The 13,326-nt window shown below is 58.2% G+C and carries 10 protein-coding genes; 2 read left to right on the plus strand and 8 right to left on the minus strand.

Going from position 1 to position 13,326, the window contains the following annotated elements; translation table 11 throughout:
- Window positions 1-83 precede the first annotated feature (83 nt).
- Window positions 84-530, plus strand: coding sequence for a peptide-methionine (R)-S-oxide reductase MsrB (msrB, locus tag BLU89_RS13700; RefSeq protein ID WP_074737413.1), 447 nt, complete (start codon window positions 84-86; stop codon window positions 528-530).
- Window positions 530-1,042, plus strand: a complete 513-nt coding sequence (gene msrA / locus BLU89_RS13705) for a peptide-methionine (S)-S-oxide reductase MsrA (RefSeq protein ID WP_074737414.1) — start codon at window positions 530-532, stop codon at window positions 1,040-1,042. Before msrB ends, msrA begins: the two co-directional genes overlap by 1 nt.
- A gap of 22 nt (window positions 1,043-1,064) precedes the next feature.
- Here the strand turns inward: msrA and BLU89_RS13710 are convergent, their stop codons facing one another.
- From BLU89_RS13710 to BLU89_RS13745, 8 genes are all read right to left on the minus strand, one after another.
- Window positions 1,065-3,068, minus strand: a complete 2,004-nt coding sequence (locus tag BLU89_RS13710) for a hydantoinase/oxoprolinase family protein (protein WP_074737589.1) — start codon at window positions 3,066-3,068, stop codon at window positions 1,065-1,067.
- A 62-nt stretch (window positions 3,069-3,130) separates the two neighbouring features.
- Complete coding sequence (queG, locus tag BLU89_RS13715) at window positions 3,131-4,168, minus strand: tRNA epoxyqueuosine(34) reductase QueG (RefSeq protein ID WP_074737415.1); 1,038 nt, start codon at window positions 4,166-4,168, stop codon at window positions 3,131-3,133.
- A gap of 78 nt (window positions 4,169-4,246) precedes the next feature.
- Window positions 4,247-4,912, minus strand: coding sequence for an FtsZ-binding protein FzlA (gene fzlA, locus BLU89_RS13720; protein ID WP_074737416.1), 666 nt, complete (start codon window positions 4,910-4,912; stop codon window positions 4,247-4,249).
- Window positions 4,913-4,970: 58 nt separating this feature from the next.
- On the minus strand, window positions 4,971-5,711 hold the full coding sequence (gene mtgA / locus BLU89_RS13725) for a monofunctional biosynthetic peptidoglycan transglycosylase (RefSeq protein ID WP_074737417.1): 741 nt from the start codon (window positions 5,709-5,711) through the stop codon (window positions 4,971-4,973).
- A gap of 38 nt (window positions 5,712-5,749) precedes the next feature.
- The gene (locus tag BLU89_RS13730; protein ID WP_074737590.1) at window positions 5,750-6,670 is read right to left on the minus strand and encodes a Hint domain-containing protein; all 921 of its coding nucleotides are present in this window, start codon (window positions 6,668-6,670) and stop codon (window positions 5,750-5,752) included.
- A gap of 186 nt (window positions 6,671-6,856) precedes the next feature.
- Complete coding sequence (gltB, locus tag BLU89_RS13735) at window positions 6,857-11,389, minus strand: glutamate synthase large subunit (protein ID WP_074737418.1); 4,533 nt, start codon at window positions 11,387-11,389, stop codon at window positions 6,857-6,859.
- Window positions 11,386-11,820, minus strand: a complete 435-nt coding sequence (locus BLU89_RS13740) for a GFA family protein (protein ID WP_074737419.1) — start codon at window positions 11,818-11,820, stop codon at window positions 11,386-11,388. The genes gltB and BLU89_RS13740 overlap by 4 nt, the downstream gene beginning before the upstream one ends.
- Before the next feature lie 28 nt (window positions 11,821-11,848).
- Complete coding sequence (locus tag BLU89_RS13745) at window positions 11,849-13,282, minus strand: NAD(P)-dependent oxidoreductase (protein WP_074737420.1); 1,434 nt, start codon at window positions 13,280-13,282, stop codon at window positions 11,849-11,851.
- Between the last annotated feature and the right edge of the window lie 44 nt (window positions 13,283-13,326).

A 13,326-nucleotide genomic window follows, 5' to 3' on the forward strand; every position in this document is an offset into this window, starting at 1 on the left:
CTGCGCGAGCCGACGTTACAAGCCTTTGCTTTCGCCCGCAGAACCCCATCTATTGGATCAAACCACAAAGAATCGGAGGTGTCATGACCCGTTATTCCAAAACACCCGAGGCCATTGCCGCCCTGTCACCGGATGAATATCACGTCACCCAACGCAGCGGGACCGAGCGTCCGGGCACCGGCAAGCACCTGAACAATAAACAGCCGGGCATCTATGTCGATATCGTCTCGGGTGAGCCGCTGTTTGCTTCGACCCACAAATACGAATCCGGTTGCGGCTGGCCCAGCTTCACCAAGCCCATTGTCCACGAACATGTGGAAGAGATCGAAGATCGCACCCTGGGCATGATCCGAACTGAGGTGCGTTCGAAACATGGGGACAGCCATCTTGGCCATGTCTTCCCAGATGGCCCTCGTGAGCACGGTGGGCTACGCTATTGCATCAATTCCGCCTCACTTCGGTTCATCCATCGCGACGAGATGGAAGCCGAAGGTTATGGCGACTATCTGATCCATGTGGAGGATATCTGATGACCGATGAACGCGCCGTTCTGGCCGGGGGCTGTTTCTGGGGTATGCAGGACCTGATCCGCAAACTGCCCGGGGTTTCAAGCACCCGTGTTGGGTATACCGGTGGCGACGTGCCCAACGCGACCTACCGCAACCACGGCACCCATGCCGAGGGGATCGAGATCTGGTTCGACCCGGCCAGGATCACCTTTCGCGATCTGCTGGAATTCTTCTTTCAGATCCACGACCCCACCACCCCGAACCGTCAGGGTAACGACCGCGGGATGAGCTATCGTTCGGCGATCTACTACGTAAGCGCGGCCCAGAAACAGGTGGCCGAAGACACAATTGCGGATGTGAATGCCAGCAGTATCTGGCCCGGCAAAGTGGTAACCGAGGTCGAACCCGTCGGAGATTTCTGGGAAGCCGAGCCCGAACACCAGGATTACCTGGAGCGTATACCCAACGGATATACCTGCCACTTCCCGCGCCCGAACTGGGTGCTGCCAAAGCGATCCAGCGCGGCAGAGTAAGTGTTCCGGTAGCCCCTCGGGGCTACCCCGCTGCCACCCGAGGTCTGCCACTTGCCTCAACCGTGATCAACGCCTCGACAAACACTTCCTGCGCCTCAATTCTGGCGGTGCGGACGTCACGATCGACGGTTACTCGGATATCTTCTGCACCAGCTTCGCGCACGGCTCGCTCAGCCTCGCCACGCAACACATCTTCAAGCAGCTGTAAGGCAGCGTTTGAGTCCGCGAAATCCTGTGGCCCTTCTTCCAGATGCACCCGAAACCGACCCTCGGTCGGGGAGGTAACAGAACCCGTTCGCCGCAGCGTCAAGCGCCCGACAACGGCGCCAATGGCATTGGCAACCCCTGCGTGTTGCGGCAGAATCATGTTGCAATGCAGCCGCTCTCCGACGGCCGGATAATAGCTGGGGGCCGAGGCACCCAGACCCACCACATCCACATTCAGCGCCGCATCCAGTGCCACTAGACCGCGATGCTTTGCCAGCCCGCGTTGTGTGAGAACATGCCGCGCCAGATCTTTGACAGGCAACCCAAACCCATCACTCTCTTCGGAGAAAGCAGTCTCTAACAAGGACAAAGTGGTCTGTTCAGTCAGTTGATCGACAATGACCTGAGCCAGCGCCTCGGGCGATTGTGCCAACCGATCACCCGACCCAACCCGCTTGCGCGCAACCAGTTCCATTGCCTTATGCGCGGCAGCGCTGTCCCAATCCTCAAGCCGTCCCAGAACATGGCTGGCATCCGAGGGCGTCACACCCGAGACCTGCACGATCCCGCGATCCACCAGACGGCTCAACGCCCCATGTTCCATCCGGGTTTGAAGCAGCTTGTCGAGAGGCACAACGCCGTCCCCCAACCGCTCCAACAACACAGTGTCACGTGGCCCCACGCCGTCGGCAGGGATACCCGTCACCCGACGGGCAAAACGGGTGTCATGCTCACCCACTGTCGTGGCCCGCAACTGCGCATCCAACGCGGCGTGTACCACGTCCGGGGCCTCGGCCGCGATCAGCGACACCGGTAGCACCCGGCGCGGTCCAAGGTAGACCCCACCACTCAGACCTTCAGTGACGACATGCACCTGACTGTCGCCGCCCAGACCGTGTGTCCGCATCGCCACCGCCTCGACCATGGTTCGGAAACCGCCCACCTGGGCACCATCGGGATCAATCGTCGGTTTTCCATCCCGGATCAGCGCCACATCGGTAGTTGTGCCCCCAATGTCCGATACAAGCGCATTCTCAGCCCTGGTCAACCAGCGCGCCCCGACGATCGAGGCCGCAGGCCCGCTGAGGATTGTCTCAATCGGTCGTTCCCGCGCCTGCTCGGAACTCATCAGCGCGCCATCTCCACGCACCACCATCATCGGCGCGGTTATGCCTTGTGCATACAACTGATCCTGCGCCCGCCCGATCAACCGGTCGATCATCCCGATCAACCGTGCGTTCAACACCGCCGTCACAGCGCGCTTTGGCCCATTCAGCTTGGCCGAAAGGTGATGAGAACACGTCACCGGAACCCCGGTCCGCTCGGCAATCACACGGGCCACTTCCAACTCATGCGCCGGGTTTCTGGTGGCAAACTGTGCAGCGACCGCATAGCCAGAAATTCCTGTATGTGAGTCTAAAAAGGCTTCGAGCGTCGCAATATCCAGATCGGATGCCTGACCACCGGCGTGATTATGCCCCCCCGCCAGCACCAAGGCGGGATCACCTTTCAAAGCGTCCCGTAAGCCGTGTTTCTCCAGATCACTTTCCCGAAACCCGACATAGATCAGCGCCACGCGCCCACCCTGCCCCTCGACCAGCGCATTGGTGGCCAGCGTAGTCGACAATGACGCCATACCGATCTGATCGGCTGAGACCTCAGCCGCCTCAAGCACTGCAGAGACCGCCCGACCAACACCCATCGCCAAATCTGCACGTGTGGTCAGCGATTTGGCCGATGCGACAACCTCACGCTCATCCCGGATCAGCACCGCATCTGTATATGTTCCGCCCGTATCCACCCCCAAAGCCAGCGCCATCGGGTCCTCCATCTGTTCGCCAGAATCGGGTGTAGCGTTTTCCTGCGGCGCGTCCAGCCTGTTTACGACAACCGAGATGCCGCCCAGCGCGCGGCATCGGCCACGGTCGGGTCGGGATCACCCGTCAATTCCTGTACCACCGGCAGCAACGCCAGTTCTGCCGCGTTCCCAATCGCATAAAGCACGTTCCGCACAAACCGATCCCGCCCGATCCGCTTGATCGGTGAGCCCGAAAACATTGCCCTGAAAGCGGTGTCATCCAACATCGCCAGCTCTGCCAGCGCAGGCGCCTTCAACTCCTCCCGCGCTGCATATCTAAGGTCGCTGGCAGCGACAGCAAACTTGTTCCACGGACAGGCTGCAAGACAATCATCGCAGCCATAAATCCGGTTCCCCAATAGCGACCGCAATTCCTCAGCTACCGGGCCATTGTGCTCGATCGTCAGATACGAGATGCAGCGCCGCGCATCCAACTGATACGGCGCAGGGAAGGCGTCCGTTGGACACGCAGTCAAACAAGCCCGGCACGATCCACAATGATCTACCTCTGCGCCGTCAACCGGCAAATCCAGTGTCGTGAAAACAGACCCTAAAAAGGCCCAATTGCCCCAGTCTTGGCTGACCAGATTGGTATGCTTGCCTTGCCAACCCAAGCCCGCAGCCTGTCCTAGCGCCTTTTCAGGAACAGGCGCGGTATCGACAAACACCTTTACCTCACCACCACCTTCAGCAATCAACCACCGCGCCAACCGCTTCAGGCGCTTCTTGACCAGATCATGATAATCCTTGTTCTGCGCATAAACCGAAATCGCACCCAACTGCGGGTGCTGCAAGATCTCTATCGGGTTATGCTCAGGCTTATAGCTTTCGGCCAACATGATCACAGAACGTGCATCGGGCCACAACACAGACGGATCACCTCGCCAATGGCTTCGCTCGGCCATCCATCCCATCTGCCCGTGATACCCGGCTTGCAGAAACGCGTCTAACCGCGCAGGCACTTGCGGCACATCCCACGGATGGCAAATCCGGCATGAAACAAATCCCTCAGATAGGGCCTGTTCGACCAATTTCGCCTTCAGATCTGATCCGCTCTTCATCTGGCAATAAATACCTTCGGGGGTGAATTGGCCCAACGGGCCAAGAGGGGGCAGACAGCCCCCTTTACCAGCACCCTATCAAAAATCCAGATCGGTGTAATGCGGCGGGGGGCGGAATCCCGGAACCTGATCTGCCAGAATCGACCGAAACGCTGGGCGGGACTTGATCTTCGCATACCAGTCCTTCACCGCCGGATTGCGGTTCCAATCCACATCCGAGATGTAATCCAGCGCAGACAGATGCGCTGCAGCCGCAAAATCCGCCAAGGTCATCTGATCCCCGGCCAGCCAGCGCCGATGGTCCAGCAGCCAGGCCATGTAGTCCAGATGATACTTGATTGCCCGAGCGCCTTCCTTGACGTTCTTACTGTCGGGATATCCCTGACCTGACATCTTCTTGTTCACACGCTCATAGAGCAGTTTCGCCGAGACCTCGTGATGAAACTTGTCGTCGAACCATCCCACGAGGCGCCTGACTTCGTACCGCGCCTCTGGTTTCCTTGGCATCAAGGACGGCTCGGGTCGGGTTTCTTCAATGTATTCGCAGATCGCCGCGCTTTCAGCCATGATCTGGCCATCCAGCCGCAAAACAGGCACCTTGCCGGCCGGGTTGCGACGCAGAAAATCCGGGTCCTGTTCCCAGTATCGTTCCTCGACCAATTCAACTTCGATCTTCTTTTCGGCCAGAGACAGCCGAACCTTGCGGCAGTAGGGTGAGAGGGGAACGTGAAACAGACGCGCCATGGACTTCCAATCGAACCAGAGAATACTCTTCAGCTTTAGCCTCTGAGAGGCTTGGATTTCAATCCTCGAAACAGTCAGCGCGTCCATCTGCGCGGATGGTGGCCGCCCCGTCCAGGATCGAGGCCGCTCGGCGACGCGTTCGAACCGATGGATCAGTAACCGACCGGTTGCGCGGGGCAGGCAGAATCGCCGCAAGCCGCGCCGCCTGAACCGGAGACATCTTTGCCGCGTTCACCCCATAGAATTTCTGCGCAGCCGCCTCGACACCAAAAACGCCCGATCCGGTTTCAGCCACGTTCAGATAAACCTCGAGAATGCGCTGCTTGCTCCAGACGATTTCGACAACTGGTGTCATCGTGGTCTCAAGCGCCTTGCGTACCCAACTGCGGCCCTGCCATAGAAAGACGTTCTTCACCACCTGTTGAGTGATGGTCGAGGCCCCCCGGTTCCCACCATCTTCCAGCGCATCCCGAATAGCTTCGACATCAAATCCCCAATGCAAGCAGAAATTGGCATCCTCGGCTGCAACGGCCGAGCGCGCCATAACGGGTGCAATATCTTCGATCGGAACCCATTCGCGTTCGACCCGCCCTATCCGCCGCCATTCAGACCAAATCGTATGCGTGATCGGAGGGTTCACGATCGAGTAAAGCAGGACCAGCACCAGAAAGGCCGCCGCAACCCCAAGAATGCCAAGCACCGCCCATCGCCGAATCCGGGCGATGAGACTTTTTGATTTCTTCGATCTGGTCGCCTTATTTTTCTTACCGCGCGGTTTGCGCGCTGCTTTCTTTGCCATGCCTTGCTATACGATGAGCAGGTCACATTTGAAACGGATTATTTCGCCAGTATCTGGCCGTCACGCGGACGAACAACCGGGCGCGCCGTTCTAACCGCAGCAGCACCGCGCACCTTCAGCTCGGGGAACAGGGCGAGCACTTCCGCCTGCGTCCGATGCTCGGCCTGCGTCAGCGCATGACCCGGATAATAGCTTTCGCTTTTGGCACCGTTGGCGATCACAATCTCATGCCGCCGGAACAGGAGGTGGATATACTCAACCTCTCCTCCCTCGACGCGCGTCACTGACTCTCCGTTCACAAGGCAATGCGCCGCAATCAACACTTCTTCATGGCCAAACAGGTAGGGCGCGCGCCAATCATCAATCAGCATTCGATGCTGCGGCGAAACAAGTAAAGGCTGCGTAAGTCCAAACACACCGGCCTCGAACCGGATCGGAGCAAGCTTCCCTTCTGCTGCTACGGTGGTCCGGCCGACCCAAATCACCGGTTTCGCGCCGCTATCCGCCGTTGTAACAAGATCACCGGGGGTCAGATCCTCGACCCGGCGCGGCCCGTCCGGAGTGTCAATCAGCGTACCGGGCGTAAAACAAGGCGGACCAAGGTCAGCCGGGACATCCAGCGGACCTTGGGTGTTCACAAATGTCGTTGATACCAGTGTGCCTTCCTGCAGAACCTGCCCGTCGGTCGGGGTAAACACCCGGGTGACGCCATCGGAAAGATAGAAGGTGATACCCTCATAGGTCACATTGCCAACGCCGGGAACATTGATTGTTACCGTATCTCCCGGCCATGAACTCGCTACTGTTTGCCCATCAACCGTATCACCGCCGAAATCCTCGATCTCACCGTTGTCGTCCTGATCAACCAGATCAAACCTATCAATGGTTATCGAAGTCCCCGAAGGCGGCGGATTAGCCGGGTCGAAGGAATAGAACTGGTCTGTATAGGTCGTGGGCACATCAAAACTCCACTTCACTCACATCACTGGGACAGCATCATGCCTGAATTTCCCAAACAAACTATCACCAAAACTAGGCGTTTGAGGCAGGATTGCGCAAGGACAGGAAACAATAAGCTCAGACAAAAGAAAAGCCGGCGTGTTGGAAACAACACGCCGGCCTGACGATTTTCTTTGTTTCAGACCCTATTCGGCAGGCACTGCCGCTGCTTCGGTTGTCAACGGATGGCTGAGCTTGTTCAGCATCTCCTTGGGGCAGATTTGCAGGAAATGGGCTTTTTCCACATCCCAATGCTGCAGGATATCCACCGCCTTGCGGCTGTTGGTCTCCTCGACATGGCGCTGGATCAGAGCTTTCAGTTGACTTTCCCAATGGCCCACCGTCACCGGACAGGTGACCAGTGTTTCCTTATTCATCAACTGCTCGGCCTTACCTTCAGGGTCATACAGATAGGCCATGCCGCCGGTCATGCCCGCACCAAAGTTGGCACCAATATCACCCAGAATCACCGCGACACCGCCGGTCATGTACTCACACCCGTTCGATCCGCAGCCTTCGATAACCACGCTGGCACCCGAGTTGCGCACGGCGAACCGTTCACCGGCACGGCCTGCGGCAAACAGGTGGCCATCGGTGGCGCCGTACAGAACGGTGTTGCCGATGATTGTATTGTCATCCGCCTTCAGCGGGCTGACCTGCGGCGGTCGCACGACGATCATCCCGCCTGACAGACCTTTGCCAACATAGTCATTGGCATCGCCCGACACTTCCAGCTTGAGCCCCGGAGCAGCAAAGGCCCCCAGCGACTGACCGGCAGAGCCCTGCAATTTCACATGCAGATGGTCATCCTGGAAGGTGTTCCGCATCCCGAAATTCTGCACGATATGGCTCGAGACCCGGGTGCCCACGGTCCGATGCGTGTTCTGGATTGCATAAGACAGCTGCATCTTCTCGCCATCCTTTAAGAACCTTGCAGCATCGCGCACGATTTCCGCATCCAGCGTATCCGGCACCGAATTGCGATCCTTGTCGCGGTTGTAAACGATGTCATGTGCACCATCGACGGTAATCAGCAGCGGGTTGAGGTCCAGATCATCCAGATGCGCAGAACCCCGACTGACTTGAGCCAGCAAGTCCGCTCGACCGATGATCTCATCCACAGAACGCGCACCAAGGCTGGCCAGCAACTCACGTACTTCCTGCGCGTAGAAGGTGATCAGGTTCACCACCTTGTCGGCGCTGCCGGTGAATTTGGCGCGCAAATCTTCGTCCTGCGTGCAGACACCAACCGGGCAGGTGTTCGACTGGCATTGACGCACCATGATACAGCCCATCGCGATCAGTGCGGCGGTGCCGATGCCGTATTCCTCGGCCCCCATCATCGCGGCCATGACGATATCGCGACCGGTGCGCAGTCCACCATCGGTGCGCAAGGTCACGCGATCCCTCAGGTTGTTCATTGCCAGAACCTGATGCGCCTCGGTCAGGCCCATCTCCCACGGCAGTCCGGCGTACTTGATGCTGGTCGCGGGCGAAGCGCCCGTACCGCCATTATGGCCCGAAATCAGGATCACGTCCGCCTTGGCCTTGGCCACACCGGCAGCAATCGTACCCACGCCCGAGGACGCCACCAGCTTCACCGTCACCTTGCAGCGCGGGTTGATCTGTTTCAGGTCATAGATCAGCTGTGCCAGATCCTCGATCGAGTAGATATCGTGATGCGGCGGCGGCGAGATCAGCGTCACGCCTTTGGTCGAGTGCCGCAGACGCGCGATCAGATCGGTCACCTTCATGCCCGGCAACTGACCACCCTCACCGGGTTTCGCTCCCTGTGCGACTTTGATCTCAAGCTCTTCGCACTGGTTCAGATACTCGGCAGTCACACCGAACCGCCCCGAGGCCACCTGCTTGATCTTGGCCGATGGGTTGTCGCCATTGGGTTCCGGCACGAAATGCGCCGGGTCTTCGCCGCCTTCGCCGCTGTCGGATTTCGCGCCGATGCGGTTCATCGCCACGTTCAGTGTTTTATGCGCTTCGGGGCTTAGCGCCCCAAGCGACATGCCCGGGGTCACAAACCGTTTGCGGATCGAGGTGATCGATTCGACTTCTTCAATCGGGATCGGATTGCCCAGAGGCTTGAAGTCCATCAGGTCACGAAGGTGGATCGGTGGGTTCGACTGCATCTTGGCCGAATACTGCTTCCACAGCTCGTATGAGGCTCTGTTACAGGCCATTTGCATCATGTGCATCGAGGTCGCTTCCCACGCGTGGGTCTCACCCGACCTACGGGATTTGTAAAACCCACCGATAGGCAGCACGTCCAGACCACTATCCCAACCTTTGGCGTGAATCTCTTCAGCCTTTGACTGAATGCCGGTGACACCGATGCCTGAAATCCGGCTGGTCATACCTGGGAAATACTCAGCAACCATGGCGCGGCTGAGGCCAACAGCCTCAAAGTTCAGCCCGCCACGATAGGATGAGATCACTGATATCCCCATCTTGGCCATGATCTTCAGCAAGCCTTGGTCGATCGCTTCGCGATAGCGCGCGACATTCTCGGTCAGGGTTCCGTCCAGCAATCCGCGATCAATGCGGTCCGCCAGCGAATCTTCGGCCAGATAGGCGTTCACAACGGTCGCACCACACCCGATCAGAACCGCAAAGTAATGCGGATCCATACACTCAGCCGAACGGACATTCAGCGAGCAGAAGGTACGTAGCCCCTGACGCGTCAGATGCGAATGTACTGCGCTGGTTGCCAAGATCATCGGCATCGCCACCCGACCCTGACCTGAGTTCATGTCGGACAGGACCAAATGCCCGGCCCCTGAGCGTACGGCCTCCTCTGCTTCGGCTCTGATACGGGCCAAAGCGATCCCCAATGCGCCCACACCGGGTTCAAAACAACAATCGATCTCGGCCTGAGGCGCATTGAAGCTGTTGACCAATATATCCCACTGGGCATTGCCGACAAACGGGCTGTCCATAACGATAATTTCAGTCTGACTGCTATCCTCGTCCAGAACGTTCTTGAGGTTCCCGAACCGGGTTTTCAAAGACATCACACGATATTCGCGCAAGCTGTCGATCGGAGGGTTGGTCACCTGACTGAAGTTCTGCCGGAAGAAATGGCTGAGCGGGCGGTATTGTGTGGATAGAACGGCCGAGGGTGTGTCATCCCCCATTGAGGCCAGCGCCTCTTTTCCGTCTTCCGCCATTGGCGCCAGGATCTGTTCCAGATCTTCGACCGAATACCCCGCCGCAATCTGCCGCTTGCGCAGTTCCTCACCCGAGAATTTTGGCACTTCGGTCACACCCGCGAACGTTGTGTCCAGATCATTGATCTTGCCGACCCACTCACCAAAGGGCAGCGCCCGCGCCAATTTGTTCTTGATCTGCTTGTCGCGGAACAGTTTGCCTTTTTTCATATCGACTGCCAGCATCTGGCCAGGCCCCAGAGCGCCCTTTTCGGTCACGCTGGCCTCATCAATCGGAACCATCCCGGCCTCAGAGCCCGCGATGACCAGACCATCGCCCGTCACGACATAGCGCATCGGGCGCAAACCGTTGCGGTCAAGACCGGCACAGACCCAGCGACCATCGGTCATTGCCAGCGCGGCAGGACCGTCCCACGGCTCCATCACTGAGTTGCAATAGGAATACATGTCGCGCCACGCCTGCGGCAGTTCGACTGCCTGCTTGGACCAGCTTTCCGGAACCAGCATGGTTTTTGCCATCGGCGCCGACCGGCCCGCGCGCACCAGAACCTCAAATACCGAGTCTAATGCGGCAGAATCTGACGAACCGCCTGCGATGATCGGTTTGATATCCTCGGCATAATCGCCAAAGGTGCCACTGGCCATGCGGATCTCATGGCTTTTCATCCAATTCACGTTACCTTTCAGCGTGTTGATCTCACCATTATGGGCCAACATGCGGAACGGCTGCGCCAGCCACCATTGCGGGAAGGTGTTGGTGGAATACCTCTGGTGATAGATCGCAAAGGCGGATTCGAACCTTTCGTCCATCAGGTCGGGATAGAACACCGCCACCTGCTCGGCCAGCATCATGCCCTTGTAGATGATCGAGCGGCAGGACAGCGACGCCAGATACAACCCCGAGATCCCGGCAGCAGCGGCGGCTTTTTCAATGCGACGACGGATGACGTAAAGCTCGCGCTCGAAGGTTTCCTCATCCACACCCTTAGAGTTCGAAATCAAGATTTGCTCGATCTCGGGCCGGGTCGCGTTTGCTTTGTCGCCCAGACATGTCACATCCACGGGAACATGGCGCCAGCCATAGATATAGTAGCCCATGCGCAGGACTTCGGTTTCCACGATGGTCCGGCAACTTTCCTGTGCGCCGAAATCGGTACGGGGCAGGAACACCTGACCAACCGCAATCAGCTCGCCCATATTGGGCTCGTGCCCGGTGCGGCGTATCTGGTCATAGAAAAATGGCACCGGAATCTGGACGTGTATGCCCGCACCATCACCGGTCTTGCCATCGGCATCCACAGCGCCGCGGTGCCAGATCGCCTTAAGCGCATCAATCCCCGCGTCCACGACTTTGCGGCTTTTCTTACCATCGACAGAAACAACCAACCCCACGCCGCAGGAAGAATGCTCTTCGTCCTCTGAATAGAGACCGTTTTCAGCCATCCACTGACGTTTGGTTTCCTCGGCCCTCACCCAATCGGCGTTATATTTGGTCATTGGTTTTCTCCTTCTTCGGGCAAGGCGTACATTGCTTCGACTTGTGCCTTGGTCATCTGCCTACGCTCGCCTGCGAACGCATAGCCCTCAGGCTTCTTGTCGATATAGAGTTCAAGTTTCAGAGCGTGACCTGTGTCTTCAAACAGGCCCGCCGCCATCTGTGTCTGGCCGTGCATCTCGCCCGGCAGCGTGATGCGATACCACAGAGCCGAGCCGCAATCGGCACAGAAAGCGCGTTCGGCCCAGTCGGATGAGGTGAAGATTTTCACCGGCCCCAGTGCGGCATATCCGGGCTCGGCCTGAAATGTCACCAACATCGAACTGGTCCAGCGGCGGCATTGATCACAATGACATGCGCCCAGCGCATCCTGTGCCGGAGTAGCGGTTATCGTAACCGCACCACACATGCATTGACCTTGCAATTCGGGCATCCTGAACCTCCTGTTGCTGGGTGGCCTGTTATTCGGCTGCAACCGCAGCCTTGGCGTTGAAACGAGTGATGATGGCATCGGCACAATCACGCCCGTCCCGGATCGCCCACACGACCAATGACGCACCGCGCACGATGTCCCCGATTGCATAAACGCCATCCATTTCAGTCTCACCGGTCTCAAAGGCGGCCTTGACGGTGCCCCAGCGGGTCACCGGCAGGTCGGACTGGCCGAACAGTGTGGGCAGATCTTCAGGCTCAAAGCCCAGTGCCTTGATCACCAGATCGGCCTCTTCCACGTAATCTGCGTCTTCGATCACCTCGGGTGCCTGGCGGCCTGTGGCATCGGGCGGCCCTAGGCGCATCTTCTGCACCATAACTCCGGATACTTTGTCAGCACCGGTGAACCCTTTGGGCGCGCTGAGCCATTCGAAAATAACGCCCTCTTCCTCGGCGTTCTGGGTTTCGCGCTGCGAACCCGGCATGTTTGCCCGGTCGCGGCGGTACAGGCATTTGACCGAGGTTGCCCCCTGACGGATTGAGGTGCGCACGCAGTCCATCGCCGTATCACCACCGCCAATCACCACCACCTTCTTGCCGGCGGCATTGAGGCGGCCATTGTCAAAATCCTCAACAACATCCCCAAAGCTCTTGCGGTTCGAGGCAGTCAGGAAGTCGATCGCCTTTTCGATACCGTCCAGTCCGCTGCCCGGCATCAACAGATCACGCGACTTGTAGACCCCTGTCGCAATGATCACGGCATCATGCTTGGCGCGAATTTCATCGAACTTTGCGGCGTCCACATCACAATTCAGCACAAATTCAACGCCACCATCAGCCAGCAGGTCGTTGCGGCGCTGCACGATGTCCTTTTCCAGCTTGAAGCCCGGAATGCCATACATCAGCAAACCACCGGCGCGATCGTGGCGGTCATAAACCGTGACCTGAATACCGGCCTGCCGCATCATGTCGGCAGCAGCCAGACCACCCGGACCTCCGCCAATGATACCAACGCTTTCGCTGCGCTCTGATGCGGGCGCTGGCGGCTTTACCCAGCCTTTGTCCCAAGCAGTATCGGTGATGTACTTCTCGATCGTGCCGATGGTCACCGTCCCGTGGCCCGATTGTTCAATCACGCAGTTGCCTTCGCACAGACGATCCTGCGGGCAAATCCGGCCACAAATTTCAGGGAAGGTATTGGTCGCCTGGCTGGTCTCGTAGGCCTCTTCCAGCCGTCCGGTTGCGGTCAGGTGCAACCAATCGGGAATATTGTTGTGCAAAGGACAATGCGACTGGCAATACGGTACGCCGCACTGACTACAGCGGCTTGCCTGCTCGGCTGCTTTTTCAGCTGCGAACTCAGCATAGATTTCATCAAAGTCTTCTTTGCGGTCATGTGCGGCACGCTTATCAGGCATGACGCGATCGATCTGTACAAATTTCAGCATCGGTTGCTTGGCCACGGGTCAGACTCCATGAATTGGCTTGCTCGGGTCTCTTTAAGAGA

It is taken from the genome of Ruegeria halocynthiae, assembly GCF_900106805.1.
GTDB lineage: Bacteria > Pseudomonadota > Alphaproteobacteria > Rhodobacterales > Rhodobacteraceae > Ruegeria > Ruegeria halocynthiae.

Coding starts and splice junctions, on each gene's coding strand:
- msrB (WP_074737413.1), top strand. CDS start 84: ATGACCCGTTATTCCAAAACACCCGAGGCCATTGCCGCCCTGTCACCG.
- msrA (WP_074737414.1), top strand. CDS start 530: ATGACCGATGAACGCGCCGTTCTGGCCGGGGGCTGTTTCTGGGGTATG.
- BLU89_RS13710 (WP_074737589.1), bottom strand. CDS start 3,068: ATGGCGCTGGCTTTGGGGGTGGATACGGGCGGAACATATACAGATGCG.
- queG (WP_074737415.1), bottom strand. CDS start 4,168: ATGAAGAGCGGATCAGATCTGAAGGCGAAATTGGTCGAACAGGCCCTA.
- fzlA (WP_074737416.1), bottom strand. CDS start 4,912: ATGGCGCGTCTGTTTCACGTTCCCCTCTCACCCTACTGCCGCAAGGTT.
- mtgA (WP_074737417.1), bottom strand. CDS start 5,711: ATGGCAAAGAAAGCAGCGCGCAAACCGCGCGGTAAGAAAAATAAGGCG.
- gltB (WP_074737418.1), bottom strand. CDS start 11,389: ATGACCAAATATAACGCCGATTGGGTGAGGGCCGAGGAAACCAAACGT.
- BLU89_RS13740 (WP_074737419.1), bottom strand. CDS start 11,820: ATGCCCGAATTGCAAGGTCAATGCATGTGTGGTGCGGTTACGATAACC.